Source organism: Streptomyces sp. NPDC030820 (assembly GCF_055572075.1).
Genome location: NZ_JBVIEB010000013.1, coordinates 204,320 through 217,642, shown reverse-complemented (window position 1 = coordinate 217,642; position 13,323 = coordinate 204,320). Strand labels below are relative to the sequence as shown.

12 protein-coding genes and 2 pseudogenes are annotated in these 13,323 nt (G+C 72.0%); 5 read left to right on the top strand and 9 right to left on the bottom strand.

The genetic code is table 11. The features are described 5' to 3' along the window. The first annotated feature begins 8 nt into the window (after positions 1 to 8). Genes ACZ418_RS32300 through ACZ418_RS32285 form a run of 4 tightly spaced genes read left to right on the top strand, consistent with a single transcriptional unit; the run spans position 9 to position 4,380 of the window. Complete coding sequence (locus tag ACZ418_RS32300) at positions 9 to 1,781, top strand: FAD-dependent oxidoreductase (RefSeq protein WP_468370119.1); 1,773 nt, start codon at positions 9 to 11, stop codon at positions 1,779 to 1,781. Positions 1,782 to 1,793: 12 nt separating this feature from the next. Beyond that, the gene (locus ACZ418_RS32295; RefSeq protein WP_468370117.1) at positions 1,794 to 2,552 is read left to right on the top strand and encodes a CoA transferase subunit A; all 759 of its coding nucleotides are present in this window, start codon (positions 1,794 to 1,796) and stop codon (positions 2,550 to 2,552) included. Next, entirely contained in the window at positions 2,549 to 3,193 is a 645-nt protein-coding gene (locus ACZ418_RS32290) for a CoA transferase subunit B (RefSeq protein WP_468370114.1), read from the top strand. Before ACZ418_RS32295 ends, ACZ418_RS32290 begins: the two co-directional genes overlap by 4 nt. After that, entirely contained in the window at positions 3,190 to 4,380 is a 1,191-nt protein-coding gene (locus ACZ418_RS32285; protein ID WP_468370111.1) for a thiolase family protein, read from the top strand. Before ACZ418_RS32290 ends, ACZ418_RS32285 begins: the two co-directional genes overlap by 4 nt. Before the next feature lie 22 nt (positions 4,381 to 4,402). On the opposite strand, the gene ACZ418_RS32280 is transcribed toward ACZ418_RS32285, so the two are convergent. Continuing rightward, a complete protein-coding gene (locus ACZ418_RS32280; RefSeq protein WP_468370109.1) occupies positions 4,403 to 5,272 on the bottom strand; it encodes a helix-turn-helix domain-containing protein in 870 nt (289 codons plus the stop codon). A 182-nt stretch (positions 5,273 to 5,454) separates the two neighbouring features. Between ACZ418_RS32280 and lpdA the strand changes: the two genes are divergently transcribed. Next, positions 5,455 to 6,867 carry a dihydrolipoyl dehydrogenase gene (gene lpdA / locus ACZ418_RS32275; RefSeq protein ID WP_468370303.1) on the top strand — a complete coding sequence of 471 codons (1,413 nt, stop codon included), beginning with the start codon at positions 5,455 to 5,457 and terminating at the stop codon, positions 6,865 to 6,867. A gap of 35 nt (positions 6,868 to 6,902) precedes the next feature. Here the strand turns inward: lpdA and ACZ418_RS32270 are convergent, their stop codons facing one another. The 8 genes and pseudogenes from ACZ418_RS32270 to ACZ418_RS32235 all read right to left on the bottom strand — a co-directional run bounded on the left by ACZ418_RS32270 (position 6,903) and on the right by ACZ418_RS32235 (position 13,304). After that, complete coding sequence (locus tag ACZ418_RS32270; RefSeq protein ID WP_468370106.1) at positions 6,903 to 7,610, bottom strand: B3/B4 domain-containing protein; 708 nt, start codon at positions 7,608 to 7,610, stop codon at positions 6,903 to 6,905. 54 nt (positions 7,611 to 7,664) lie between these two features. Then, complete coding sequence (locus tag ACZ418_RS32265) at positions 7,665 to 7,820, bottom strand: hypothetical protein (RefSeq protein WP_468370102.1); 156 nt, start codon at positions 7,818 to 7,820, stop codon at positions 7,665 to 7,667. A gap of 61 nt (positions 7,821 to 7,881) precedes the next feature. Further along, a pseudogene (locus ACZ418_RS32260) lies at positions 7,882 to 7,971 on the bottom strand (FMN-binding negative transcriptional regulator); the annotation flags it as partial. A 674-nt stretch (positions 7,972 to 8,645) separates the two neighbouring features. Further along, a complete protein-coding gene (locus ACZ418_RS32255; protein WP_468370099.1) occupies positions 8,646 to 9,881 on the bottom strand; it encodes an RNA polymerase sigma factor in 1,236 nt (411 codons plus the stop codon). Continuing rightward, on the bottom strand, positions 9,868 to 10,209 hold the full coding sequence (locus ACZ418_RS32250; RefSeq protein WP_388631366.1) for a YciI family protein: 342 nt from the start codon (positions 10,207 to 10,209) through the stop codon (positions 9,868 to 9,870). Before ACZ418_RS32250 ends, ACZ418_RS32255 begins: the two co-directional genes overlap by 14 nt. 96 nt (positions 10,210 to 10,305) lie before the next feature. Further along, positions 10,306 to 11,601: an FAD-dependent oxidoreductase gene (locus ACZ418_RS32245; protein WP_468370097.1), complete on the bottom strand. Its 1,296-nt coding sequence runs from the start codon at positions 11,599 to 11,601 to the stop codon at positions 10,306 to 10,308. 125 nt (positions 11,602 to 11,726) lie between these two features. Then, positions 11,727 to 12,215: pseudogene (locus ACZ418_RS32240) on the bottom strand (flavin reductase family protein); the annotation flags it as partial. A gap of 72 nt (positions 12,216 to 12,287) precedes the next feature. Next, on the bottom strand, positions 12,288 to 13,304 hold the full coding sequence (locus tag ACZ418_RS32235) for a cytochrome c oxidase assembly protein (RefSeq protein WP_468370095.1): 1,017 nt from the start codon (positions 13,302 to 13,304) through the stop codon (positions 12,288 to 12,290). Positions 13,305 to 13,323: the final 19 nt, after the last annotated feature.

Below are 13,323 nucleotides of genomic sequence, written 5' to 3'. Positions count from 1 at the left end.
GCCCACCCATGACCATCACCGATGCGCAACGCGCGTACGACACCGACGTCCTCGTCGTCGGCAGCGGCCCCGCCGGCGGCTCGGCCGCGCTGCTGCTGGCCACCTACGGCATCCGCACCCTGCTGGTGACGAAGTACGGCTGGCTCGCCAACACGCCGCGGGCGCACATCACCAACCAGCGCACCATGGAGGTGCTGCGCGACCTCGGGGTGGAGTCCGAGGCACTGGCCGTCGGCAGCCCGTCCCACCTCATGGGCGACACGGTGCTGTGCACCGCGCTCAGCGGGCCGGAGATCGGCCGTATCCGCAGCTGGGGCACGGGGCCTGCGTCGGTCACCGAATACGCCTCGATGAGCCCCTGCCGGATGATCGACCTCCCGCAGACCTACCTGGAGCCGATCCTGGCGAACAACGCGGCGGCCCGTGGTGCCAAGGTGCGTTTCGACACCGAGTTCCTCAGCTTCACCCAGGACGAGGACGGCGTCACCGCGCTGCTGCGCGACCGGGTCCGCGGCGACGAGTTCACCGTACGGGCCCGCTATCTGATCGGCGCGGACGGCGGGCGCAGCACGGTCGCCGAGCAGCTCGGCCTCCCCTTCGACGGCCGTATGGCCAAGGCCGGCAGCATGAACATCGTCTTCAAGGCCGACCTCACCCGGTACTGCGCCCACCGGCCGAGCGTCCTGTACTGGGTGCTGCAGCCCGGGGCGGAGACCGGCGGGATCGGCATGGGCCTGGTCCGGATGGTCCGTCCGTGGCACGAGTGGCTGCTGGTGTGGGGGTACGACATCGAGCAGCCGCCGCCGGAGGTGGACGAGGAGTCGGCGCGGCGGATCGTGCGCGACCTGGTCGGTGACCCCGGCCTGCCGGTGGAGATCACCTCCACGTCGCTGTGGACCGTCAACCACGCCTACGCCACGGAGTACGCGTCCGGGAGGGTCTTCTGCGTGGGCGACGCAGTGCACCGTCATCCGCCGTCCAACGGGCTCGGCTCCAACACCTCCGTGCAGGACTCGTACAACCTCGCCTGGAAGCTCGCGATGGTGATCCGCGGTGAGGCCGGCCCCGGGCTGCTCGACAGCTACTCCGCCGAACGGGCTCCCGTCGGGCGGCAGATCGTCGAGCGGGCCAACCTCAGCCGGGACCAGTTCGGCCCGATCTTCGACGTACTCGGCATCGGTGGTGGCGGCGACCACGAGGCCATCGCCGAGGGGCTCGCGGCCATCGGCGCACCGACGCCCGAGGGCGCCAAGAAGCGGCGCCTGCTGGAAGAGGCGATCCAGCTGAAGAACTACGAGTTCAACGCGCACGGCGTCGAGATGAACCAGCGCTATGATTCCGCGGCCGTGCTTCCCGATGACGGGCCCGCCGAAGTCTTCGAGCGAGACCGCGAGTTGGTGGCCCGGCCGACCACCCGTCCCGGCGCGAAACTGCCGCACGCGTGGCTCGTCGACGCCCGCGGCGAGCGGCTGTCCACGCTGGACGTCGTCGGCGGCGGCACGTTCACCGTGCTGACCGGCCTGTCGGGCGGCGTCTGGGACGCGGCCGCGACCGCGTGCCGAGCAGACCTCGGGGTTCCACTGCGGGTGGTGCGCATCGGGGACGACAACTTCCGTGACGCGTACGGCGAATGGAGCCGCGTCGGCGAGATCGCCGAGGACGGCGTGCTGCTGGTGCGCCCGGACGGCTATGTCGCCTGGCGCCGCGCCACCGCCCCCGAGAGCGCGCAGTCGGCCCAGGACGAACTGCTCGGCGTACTGCGCCGGGTGCTGGCCCGGTAGGAGAGAAACAGGATGGACAAGGTGACGGCCACGGCCGCGGAGGCCCTGGCGGACGTGACGGACGGACGGTCGTTCGCCGTCGGCGGCTTCGGGCTGAGCGGTGTCCCCGAGGTGCTCATCGGCGCCCTGTACGACAGCGGGGCGAGCGGCCTGACGGTCGTGTCGAACAACTGCGGCGTCGACGGCCGTGGCCTCGGCATCCTGCTGGCCGCCGGCCGCATCGCCCGGGTCACGGGCTCGTACATCGGCGAGAACAAGGAGTTCGCCCGCCAGTACCTCGCGGGCGAGCTGGAGGTCGAACTGACGCCGCAGGGCACGCTCGCCGAGCGGCTGCGCGCGGGCGGCGCGGGCATCCCGGCCTTCTACACCCCGGCCGGCGTCGGCACCCAGGTCGCCGACGGCGGACTGCCGTGGCGCCATGCCCCGGACGGTTCGGTCGCCGTCGCCTCGCCGCCCAAGGAGGTGCGGACCTTCGACGGCGTGGACCACATCCTGGAACACGCCATCACCACGGACTACGCGCTGGTGAGGGCGGCGCGCGGGGACCGCCACGGCAACCTCGTCTTCCGCCGGGCGGCCCGCAACTTCAACCCGCTGGCCGCCATGGCCGGGCGCATCACCGTCGCCGAGGTGGAGGAGCTGGTCGAGCCGGGCGCGCTCGGCCCCGACGAGATCCATCTGCCGGGGGTGTTCGTGCAGCGTGTGGTGGCGCTGACCCCCGAGCAGGCGGCCGACAAGGGAATCGAGAAGAGGACGGTGCGCGAGCGATGAGCTGGAGCAGGGACGAGATGGCGGCGCGCGCCGCGAGCGAGCTGAAAGACGGCGACTACGTCAACCTGGGCATCGGACTGCCCACCCGCGTGGCCGACTTCCTGCCGGCGGGCGTCGATGTCGTCCTGCACTCGGAGAACGGGCTGCTCGGCGTCGGGCCGTACCCGTCGCCCGAGGAGGTCGACGCCGACCTCATCAACGCGGGCAAGGAGACCGTGACCGTACGGCCGGGGGCGTCCTTCTTCGACTCCTCGCTCTCCTTCGGCATGATCCGCGGCGGCCACATCGACACCGCCGTCCTGGGCGCGCTCCAGGTCTCGGTCCGCGGCGACCTCGCCAACTGGGCGGTCCCCGGAAAGATGATCAAGGGGATGGGCGGTGCGATGGACCTCGTGCACGGCGCCGGCCGGGTCGTGGTGCTCATGGAGCACCTGGCGAAGGACGGCACCTCCAAGATCGTCCAGGAGTGCACGCTGCCGCTGACGGGCCGTGCCTGCGTGGACCGGATCATCACCGACCTGTGCGTCCTCGACGTCACGCCCGACGGGCTGGAACTCGTCGAGACCGCACCGGGAGTGACGATTGATCAGGCAGCCGCTCTTACACCGTTCCTCGTCAGTCGTGTCGGGAGCAACCGATGATCGAGCGACCGCGTGACGTGTACGTCGTAGACGCCGTCCGTACCCCCTTCGGCCGCTACGGCGGTGCCCTGGCGGGCGTACGCCCGGACGACCTCGCCGCCGGTGTGCTGCGCGCCCTGGTCGACCGCAGCCCCGGCCTGGACCCGGCCCGCATCGACGACGTGCTGCTCGGCAACGCCAACGGCGCGGGCGAGGAGAACCGTGATGTGGCCCGCATGGCCGTCCTGCTCGCCGGGCTGCCGGTCAGCGTGCCCGGCGCCACGGTCAACCGGCTGTGCGGATCCGGAATGGAGGCCGTCATCCAGGCGGCCCGCGCCATCGCGCTCGGCGACGCGTCCATCGCGGTGGCGGGCGGTGTGGAGTCGATGAGCCGGGCGCCCTGGGTGCTGCCGAAGCCGGAGCGGGCCTTCCCGGCCAAGGACCAGCAGCTGTACTCGACCACGCTCGGCTGGCGGATGGTGAACCCGCGGATGCCGGCGCAGTGGACGATCCCGCTCGGCGAGAGCGCGGAGCTCGTCGGCGCCAAGTACGCCGTCACCCGGGCCGCACAGGACGCGTTCGCCCTGGCCAGCCACCGCAACGCCGCCCGCGCCTGGCGCGAGGGCCGGTACGCGGGAGAGGTCGTCCCCGTCGAGGGGGTGGACCTGCCCCGCGACGAGGGCATCCGGGACGACACCTCCCTGGAGGCGCTCGCCCGGCTCAGGCCGGCCTTCGTCGCGGACGGCACGATCACGGCGGGCAATGCCTCGCCGCTCAGCGACGGGGCGGCCGCGCTGCTGCTCGCCGACGAGGACGGGCTCGCGGCGATCGGGCGCGAGCCCCTGGCCCGGGTGCGGGCGGCGGCGGTGACGGGCATCGAGCCGCAGTACTTCGGGCTCGGGCCGGTCGACGCCATCCGCAAGGTGCTCGACAAGGCGGCGGTCGCTGCCGGTGATCTGCACACGATCGAGCTGAACGAGGCCTACGCGGCCCAGGCGCTGGCCTGCCTGGCCGCGCTGCCGGACCTCGACCCGGAGGTGGTCAACCCGCGCGGCGGCGCCATCGCCATCGGCCACCCGCTGGGCGCATCGGGCGCCCGTATCACGGGAGCGGTCGCGCACCAGCTTGCCGCGGCGGGCACCGGCACCGGCCTGGCGGCGCTGTGCATCGGGGTGGGCCAGGCGCTGGCCCTGGTGCTGGAGCGCTGAGGGGAGGCCGTACGGGGCCGCTTCAGCCGGACCGGCGCAGCGCGGCCGGGGTGGTGCCAAGCCGGGCGCGCATCACCCGGGTGAGGTGCTCCTGGTGGGAGAAGCCGCAGGCGGCGGCCACGTCCGCGACCGGGGTGGAGGTGGTGCGCAGCAGTCGGCACGCGGCCTCCAGGCGCAGTTTGAGCAGGAACTGGTGGGGCGACTGGCCGGTGCTCGCCCGGAACCTCCGGGTGAATTGGCTCGGGCTCAGCGCGGCCGACGCGGCGAGGTCCGCGATCGGCAGTGGTTCGGCGAGGCGCTGGTCCATGAGGTCGCGGACGGCGGCGAGCTGCCGGTCGGACAGCCCGGACCGGTCGGGCGGAGGCGCCACCGCGCGGACACCGTGGCGGCGTACGAGCTGCGCGGCGAGCATCCCGGTCAGCTGGTCGGTGTAGGTGCGGGCCGACGGCTCCCAGGTGCGGACCGCGTTCTCCAGCGCGAGCATGAGCTGTTCGGCGAGTGGGTCGCTGGCCCCGAGTTCCTCGGTCAGCTCCACGGGCCGCCCGCCGTTCGCGTCACGCAGGGCGTCGTCCGTGAGGTAGGCGTGGATCGTGTCCAGCCGCCCGCCGAGCTCGACGGCGAGACTCCGGTCGGCCGGCTGCAGGAAGAGGCCACCGGCCGGGATCGCCCGTGACCGCCGGTCCGCCCCCTGGCCCCGCCTGACTGTGACGGGGCCGCTGAGGTGCAGGATCAACAGGTGGGTGGGAGCCGGGTCGAAGGCGGCGCGGTAGGGCTGCTCCAGCTGCGCGGAGAGGTACAGCCGGTCCCAGCCAAGCCCTGAGCTGCTGTGTCGTGTCCGCACGCCGGGCTGTCGCAGGATGCCGACCGTGTCGGCCAGGCCGAGTTCCGTCATGGTGCGACCTCCTCACGGCACCCATATGGTTGAAGCGTAAACCAGGTGCCGGCCATCGAGAAGGCCCCCGATCGCGCGGGTGAAGTCGGCGACCGCCGGGATGATCCTGCTGTTTGCCTCCGGCAGCGAACGGGGAACTCTGGCCGGAGCCCGAACGCGTCCCACTGCAGGAGGCATCGATGGTGGACGAGCAGGACGACCGCTTCGACGTGGTGGTACTAGGAGCCGGCCCCGGTGGCTATGTGGCCGCCATCCGCGCCGCCCAGCTGGGCAAACGCGTCGCCGTCGTCGAGCGGAAGTACTGGGGCGGCATCTGCCTGAACGTGGGCTGCATCCCGACCAAGGCCCTGTTGCGCAACGCCGAACTGGCTCACATCTTCACCCGCGAGGCGAAGACCTTCGGCATCCGCGTCGACGGACAGGTGTCCTTCGACTACGGCGAGGCCTTCCGCCGCAGCCGTAAGGTCGCCGACGGCCGGGTCAAGGGCGTGCACTACCTGATGAAGAAGAACAAGATCACGGAGATCGACGGTCACGGCACGTTCCTCGACCCGCACACCCTCCAGGTGTCCGGCTCCGACGGCGACACGCGCACCATCGGATTCGACCACTGCATCATCGCCACCGGTGCCACACCCAAGCTGCTGCCCGGCACCCGGCGCACCTCCCGCGTGGTCACCTTCGAGGAACAGATCCTCGCCGAGGACCTGCCGCAGTCGATCATCGTCGCGGGCGCCGGCGCGATCGGCGTCGAGTTCGCCTACATCCTGCACAGTTACGGGGTGAAGGTCACGATCGTCGAGTTCCTGGACCGTCTCGCCCCGCTGGAGGACGCCGAGGTCTCCGCCGAGCTCGCCAAGCAGTACCGCAGGCTGGGCATCGACGCGCTCACCTCCACCCGCGTCGACTCCATCGACGAATCGGGCCCCCGGGTCCGCGTCACGGTCACCGGCAAGGACGGCTCCCAGCAGATCCTCGAGGCCGACAAGGTCCTCCAGGCGCTCGGCTTCGCCCCGAACGTGACCGGCTACGGCCTGGAGAACACCGGTGTGCAGGTCTCCGAGCGCGGCGCGATCGACGTCGACGGCCGCTGCCGTACGAACGTGCCGCACTTCTACGCCATCGGGGACGTCACCGCGAAGCTGATGCTCGCGCACGCGGCCGAGGCGATGGGCGTGATCGCCGCCGAGACCCTCGCGGACGCGGAGACCATGGAGCTGGACTACGCGATGATCCCGCGGGCCACCTTCTGCCAGCCGCAGATCGCGAGCTTCGGCTACACCGAGGCGCAGGCGCGCGAACGGGGCTACGACGTCAAGGTGGCGAAGTTCCCGTTCACGGCGAACGCCAAGGCGCACGGCCTGGGCGACGCCACCGGCTTCGTGAAGTTGATCAGCGACGCCAAGTACGGCGAGCTGGTCGGCGGGCATCTCATCGGCCCGGACGTCACCGAGCTGCTGCCCGAGCTGACCCTGGCCCAGCAGTGGGACCTCACCGTCCATGAGGTCGCCCGCAACGTCCACGCCCACCCGACGCTCGGCGAGGCGCTCCAGGAGGCGGTCCACGGCCTGGCCGGGCACATGATCAACTTGTGACGGACACCGACAGCCCGCCCCTCGTCCCGGCGGGCTCAGGCAGTGGCCCGGGGTTGGGTCGGGCCGAGGTAGTGCACGGCGGTCTGATCGGCGTGCGGGGCGAGCAGGCCCTGCAACTCCTCGGCCGCGACCTTGAGGAGGCCGCCGTCCCGGTCCGCATGGAGGGTTTCGAGGACGAAGGCGATGTGCGTGGAGTCCTCGGTGACACGGGTGCGGTGCGCGTCGCGGTGGTTCCAGTGGCGGGTGAGGACGCCGGTGGTGTCGGCGTAGATGACCTCGCCCGGCTTGGGGTTCTCGACAGCGTCGGGTTCGCCGAGCGGGGTGAAGGACTCGGTGCCGTCCGCGTGGCGGATGTCCACGTCGCCGGTGACGTGGGCGAGGTCGAAGGCGCCGGCCGGGAGACCGTGCCGTACGGAGACGGAGTTGTAGGAGTCGACGGCATGGTTGATACGCGGCAGGCTGCCCTTCTTGGCGAGGCGGCGGCCGAGTGCGTCGACGCTGGGGCGGATGCGGCGGGGGTTGGTACCGAAGGAACGGTAGGCGGTGTGCCAGGCCTCGATGCGGGGGTCGGTCTCGTCGGCGGGCTCCCAGGTGCCGTCGGCGAGTTGCTGCTCCAGGTCCTGTAGAGCGGCGGCGGTGAGGGGCCAGGGCTCGTGGCCGCGCAGGCCACTTGCGGTGACCAGGGCGATGAGGGTGCCGGGGAAGGCTTCTGCCACGGCGGGGGCGAGGCGGAAGGAGGTCATGGGAAGGGGTTTCCGTTTCCTGCGGGCAAGCATGCGTAGGTGGGGCACCGGAGCTCAGGGCTTCCAGGGGCCGATGCGGTCCAGGCGGCGGAGCTGCCGGCGCGCGGTCGGTACGTCCAGCCCCGCGCCGCGCTCGGTGAGGCGGTCGGCGACGGCGGCTCGGTGCTCGACCGGTTTGCTGGTCGTCGTACTTGAACTTGGCCCGCACATCGGTGACTTCCAGGCGCAGGCCGCGGATGCCGGACAGCATGCGGCCGTACGGCGGCTGGTCCACGGCGACGGGGGCGTGGCCGCCGTCGGGCTGGAAGTGGGCGAGCTGACGGCGCAGCAGATCGGCCTTGGTCTCGGGGTCGTCGACGATATGCGCGCGGCAGGTGAACTGGACGGCCGCGTAGTAGCTGGTGGGCCCCCTCCTATGGGGACGCTACGCCCCCGGGCGGCGATCGGCCCTGGCCGCGAGGAACCTGCACAGCGCCGCAGCGGCACGTCGAGCGACCCGCGCACGGGCGCGGAATGGGTCTCCTCCGTGGAACGGGTCCGGGCGTTCTTCAGGACGTCGGTCCGCCCGCTGCCCTGCGCTCCTGCGCTTGCTGATCGCTGTGGCGAGCGCCGCGGGCGGGCGCGGCCCTGAGGTCCGCGGACGCGAGGGCCGCGGCGAGGTGCAGCGCGGTGAGGGCGGGTGTTCCGGCGGTGGCAGCGGGCCGGGGCATGGCAGATCGTCAGCGCCCTGTTCACCATCCCGCTGCCCGGCGTGAAGGCGCGGGCGACGCCTACTTCACCCACCTCGACGACGGCCTGACCCTCAGCGGCCGCACCCGCGGCGACGTGGACGTCTGCCAGGACGCCGAGGTCGCCCTCGCGCCCGACGCAAGAAGGAACTCGCCTTCAGCTTGGGCGTGCATGGGGTCGGCGTCCACCAACTTCCACAACAGCGCCTTCAGTCGTCAGGGCTGGGCGACATCGCCGCCGAGGTGCGCGAGCGCCGGCGACCGGGACGGCGCGGCCGCGCTGGTGACCCTGAAGCCTGCGTTGCGTCTACGGCGTCAAGCGGGCGGTGAGCAGGGAGCGTTCGGCGGGGTTGGTGGTGAGGTGGAGGGCCTGCCGGTCGGCCTCGGTGGCCTCCTCGTCGCGGCCGAGGTCACGCAGGAGTGCGGCCCGGGTGGCGTGGAACAGATGGTAACGGCCCAACTGGTCGCCGAGTGCCTCGACCTGGGCCAGTGCGATGGCCGGGCCGTCGGTGTGGCTGAGTACGATCGCGCGGTTCAGGCGTACGACCGGTGAGGGGTCGACGGCCAGCAACATGTCGTAGAGGTACAGGAGTTGGGCCCAGTCGGTGTCTTTCCAGCTGGGCGCCTCGCAGTGCACGGCGGCGATGGCGGCCTCGATCTGGTAAGGACCCGGCCTGCCGAGCATGGCCGCCCGCTCGATGAGTGCGGTGGCGCTGCGGATGCGCCGGGTGTCCCACCGGGAACGGTCCTGGTCGGAGAGCGGAATCAGCCGTCCCTCGGGGTCCAGGCGGGCGGGCCAGCGGGCCGCGTGCAGACGGATCAGGGCCAGCAGGGCAAGGGGTTCCGGTTCGTGCGGCAGTGAGCCGGCGAGGAGGGCGGCGAGCCATTCGGCGTCGTCGACCAGTTCGCGCCGTACCCCCAGGTCTCCCCCGGTGGTGAAGCAGCCCTCGTTGAAGACGAGGTAGACCACGCGCATGACCTGGGGCAGGCGTCCGGCGCGCTCCTCCGGCTCGGGTGCGCGGTAGGGGATGCCGGCGGTGGCGATCTTCCGCTTGGCCCGGGTCACCCGCTTGGCGAGGGTGGCCTCGGGCACCATGAACGCCCGCGCGATCTCGGCGGTGGTCAGGCCGACGACGGCGCGCAGGGTCAGCGCGACCTGGGCGTCCGGGTCCAGCGCCGGGTGGCAGCAGGTGAAGATGAGCCGGAGGCGGTCGTCGGGCTCGCGCTCGGCCGTCTCGGGCAGGGCCTCGATGCGGGCCGCGAGTTGCGGGAGCCGGTCCTGGAAGCGGGCCTCGCGGCGGATACGGTCGAGGGCCTTGTTGCGCGCGCAGGTCAGCAGCCAGGCTCCGGGCCGGCTGGGCGGACCGGCGCTCGGCCAGCGCCGCAGCGCCTCGACGACGGCCTCGCTGACCATCTCCTCGGCCAGGTCGAAGTCGCCGAGGAGGCGGACCAGGCTGGCGGTCAGCCGGCCCGCCTCCTCGCGGAAGACCCGCTCGATCAGTGACCGGGTGTCCCGGGCGCCTGCCGAGTCAGCGCTCGACAATCGGACGCACCTCCACCTTGCCGTCCGGCACCGGGAAGCTCGCTGCCAGCTCCAGCGCGGCGTCCAGGTCGGGCACCTCGACGATCGCGTAGCCGCCGATCGCCTCCTTGGCCTCCAGCAGCGGGCGGTCGATCATGGTGGAGCGGCCCTGCTCGACCACGACCGTGGTCGCGGTCTCGGGTTCGCGGAGCTGCTGGGCGTCGACGATCGTGCCGTCGGCGCGGTGCTTGGTGAACCACTCCATGAGCCGGCCGTACACCTCGCCGCGCTCCTGGTCGGAGCCCTCTTCCTGCCAGGCGCCGCGGGTCAGCAGCAGTACGTACTTCATGGTGTCCTCCTCGGTCGTGTGTGCTGTCCACCTTCACGACGAACAAGCCGACGCCGACAGGACAGGGACGTCCCGGCAATTTCAGTGCCGACCACTTCAAGGGGACACCTCGGCGGCTGTGTCCGTCTCGCCGGGCGGCGCCGCGGTGCCCGGCCGTGCCCGGCGGACGGCCGATTCGGGTGGCCGTTCCTTGAGTGCGCCGTAGCCGATGAAGTACGCGGGCAGCCGGCGCACCCACCGTGACTCGGCGAGCAGGCGTGCCATGCGCCGGGCCCGCTGCTCGCGTCCGAGAGGTGGCCGGCCCTGCAGGACGGGAGCGATGATGCGGGCGTGGGCCAGCCGCTGGAGGGTCTGTGTGACGACCGTGGCGGGCCGGCGGCGGCGGTGCACACGGCGTACGTCGCGTGGTGCCACCCGCCCCCGGCGCAGTGGCTCGGTGAGGTAGCGGGCGGTGGCCACGGCGTCCTGGACCGCGAGGTTGATGCCGATGCCGAAGATCGGGGACATCGCGTGCGCGGCGTCGCCGATGCACAGCAGGCCGGGGCGGTGCCAGCGGCGCAGGCGGTCGAGCCGTACGTCGAGCAGCTTGACCTCGTCCCATGAACTCAGGGCGTGTGCGCGGTCGGCGATCCAGGGGACGGCCGCGGTGAAGTCGGCCAGGAAGCGGTCGAGCCCGGCGGCGCGGCGCTGTGCGTCGGTGCCCTTGGGGATGATCCCTGCGCACTGCCAGTAGTCGCCGCGGTCGATCATCGCGGTCAGGAAGCGGTCACCGGCGGCCCCGTAGAGCCCTTGCGGATCGCTGTCCCGGCGCGGCAGCCGGAACCACCAGGCGTCCATCGGACACGGAAAGCGGCGCAGGCCCAGTTCCGGGCGGGATCGGGCCAGTGATCCGCGGCCGTCGCAGGCGACGGTGAGCAGGGCGCGCAACTCGCCGGTGCGGCCGTCGGCGGTGCGGTAGCGCACCCCGTTCACCCGTCCGGACTCGATCAGGAAGTCGGTGGCCTCCGTGTTCATCCGCAGCTCGAAGGACGGTTCGCGCCGGGCCTCGTCCGCGAGCAGGTCCAGTAGGTCCCACTGGGGCACCATCGCCACGTAGTTGTAGGGGCGGGGCAGGACCGAGAGGTCCCCGACCATGACGGCCGCGCCGTCGGGTCCGATGGGCAGCTGGACGGTGCGGACCCGGCGTTGCGGCAGCTCGGCGAAGCGCTCGGCCAGGCCGAGGTCGTCCAGCAGCGCCAGCGTGGAGGGGTGGACGGTGTCGCCGCGGAAGTCGCGCAGGAAGTCGCCGTGCTTCTCCAGCACCGTCACCGGGACCCCGGACCGGGCCAGCAGCAGAGCGAGCACCATGCCGGCGGGGCCGCCTCCCACGACGCAGCATGTGGTCTGTTCCATGGCGGTCTGCCCTTCACGCGGCCATTAATTCACCATTCGATGAATATTCTACCGCTTCTGTCGGCTCCCGGCCTATGGCACGAGGCCTGGTGGGCGTTTCGGAGACGGAGCTGTGCCCGAGTTCGCTGGGTTCCGGGGACCACCAGGCGCGGGTCGGCGTGCACCTTCAGCACCCGGGCCTCGACGATCAGGAAGTCTCCGGCGGCGTCGGTTCCCACCCGGGCGGCGCGCGCCTCCAGCTGGATCGGACACTCGGCCACCCGCGGCGGGCGGACCGTGTGCGAGGCCTGTGCCTGGAAGCCGGCCGCCGTGAACTTGTCCGGCTCGCAGCGGGCGCGACGGGGTCCGTGCCCGGCCACCACGGGCCGGCCGGTGAGCTCGCCCAGCTGCTCGACGGCCGCCCAGTGCCAGGGTTCGGGCAGGCTGATGACCAGCTCCGGCCGGGCCGCCAGGTGCGCACCGGTCTGGCCCTGCCTGCCGAGCCCCAGCACCACCACCTACCCGAGCGCCCAGGCCGACGAGATCGGCGCCAGGTTGACGGTGCCGTCGGCGTTCTCGGTGGTCAGCAGCACGCCGGGGGTGCCGAAGTAGAGGATGCTCGATGTAATGGTCAGGTGGCCGGTGTTGTTCCCAGCGCGCCGACCGTTCGGCGCGAACCGAACCGTGCACACGCGATCACGGAGGGCTCACTTCTCCCGGTGCTGGCTCCGGATCCGCGCGGCCACCTCGTTCTGCTCGGTCTCCCACCAGGGGCGTACCCGTTCGGGAGCAGTTGCCTGGCCGTGGTCCGGGGAGGGTGCCGGCACGGGAGCCAGTTCCGCGTCGAGGCGGCGGTCGAGCGCCGCGGTCTGGACCCGCTCCGCCCGCGCCCACTGGAACAGCAGCGCCAGCAGGAACGGCAGCGCGACCAGCTCGGCGATGCTGAGCATCGCGCCGCCGCCGACCTGCTGGTCATGCTGGACGTCCGGGGACCAGCTCGGCGCATGGTGCAGGTACCAGGCGCCCGCGATCAGCGTGCTGTGCGTCATCACCACGACTCCCGGGACCGCGTCGACGATCCCGTCCAGGAACACCAGCGCCGCTCGTACCGGGTGGGTGCACCAGGCCGGCAGCGCCTCTTCGCGGGTCAGCACCGGTACGACGAACAGGCTGCCGGCCGCGAGCAGGTGCAGATACATCAGCTCGTGCAGCCAGCCCACGCGCAGGGCGGTCTCGAAGTACGGCGTGAAGTACACCGTCAGCTCGGTGCCGAGCACCAGGGCGGTGCTGACCAGCGGAAACGTCAGCACCCGCACCAGGCGGCCGGTCATGGCCCGGCGCACTCGTACGGCGGCACCCTCCGGCAGCGCCTCGACGGCGAGCCGCAGCGGATCGCCGAGGGCCAGGCCCAGGGGTGCGACGAGGTCGAGGAGGATGTTCTGCACGGCGGCCGGCCAGAACAGCACGTGGTCGTAGACGGCCAGGGCGGACATCGTGGCCACCACCAGCGCGCCCAGGCCGAGCAGCGCGAACGCGATCACACGGGCGGGCGGCCAGGGCGTACCCTGCTCGCGCAGCCGTGCGACGCCCCAGCCGTAGAGCGCGCCCAGGGCGATGACCAGCAGCAGCGCGGGGACGTCCAGGTGCCACGTGGACAGCAGACGCCCTGTGGTCAGCTCGGGGAGCTGGCCCGCCGACAGTTCGGTCATCGCGTGACCATCCATGCAGATCGTCCTCCTTCGG

Excerpts from the sequence above, each read along its gene's own strand:
- ACZ418_RS32300 (WP_468370119.1), top strand. The coding sequence starts at position 9 with ATGACCATCACCGATGCGCAACGCGCGTACGACACCGACGTCCTCGTC.
- ACZ418_RS32295 (WP_468370117.1), top strand. The coding sequence starts at position 1,794 with ATGGACAAGGTGACGGCCACGGCCGCGGAGGCCCTGGCGGACGTGACG.
- ACZ418_RS32290 (WP_468370114.1), top strand. The coding sequence starts at position 2,549 with ATGAGCTGGAGCAGGGACGAGATGGCGGCGCGCGCCGCGAGCGAGCTG.
- ACZ418_RS32285 (WP_468370111.1), top strand. The coding sequence starts at position 3,190 with ATGATCGAGCGACCGCGTGACGTGTACGTCGTAGACGCCGTCCGTACC.
- ACZ418_RS32280 (WP_468370109.1), bottom strand. The coding sequence starts at position 5,272 with ATGACGGAACTCGGCCTGGCCGACACGGTCGGCATCCTGCGACAGCCC.
- ACZ418_RS32270 (WP_468370106.1), bottom strand. The coding sequence starts at position 7,610 with ATGACCTCCTTCCGCCTCGCCCCCGCCGTGGCAGAAGCCTTCCCCGGC.
- ACZ418_RS32265 (WP_468370102.1), bottom strand. The coding sequence starts at position 7,820 with ATGTGCGGGCCAAGTTCAAGTACGACGACCAGCAAACCGGTCGAGCAC.
- ACZ418_RS32250 (WP_388631366.1), bottom strand. The coding sequence starts at position 10,209 with ATGAAGTACGTACTGCTGCTGACCCGCGGCGCCTGGCAGGAAGAGGGC.
- ACZ418_RS32245 (WP_468370097.1), bottom strand. The coding sequence starts at position 11,601 with ATGGAACAGACCACATGCTGCGTCGTGGGAGGCGGCCCCGCCGGCATG.
- ACZ418_RS32235 (WP_468370095.1), bottom strand. The coding sequence starts at position 13,304 with ATGGATGGTCACGCGATGACCGAACTGTCGGCGGGCCAGCTCCCCGAG.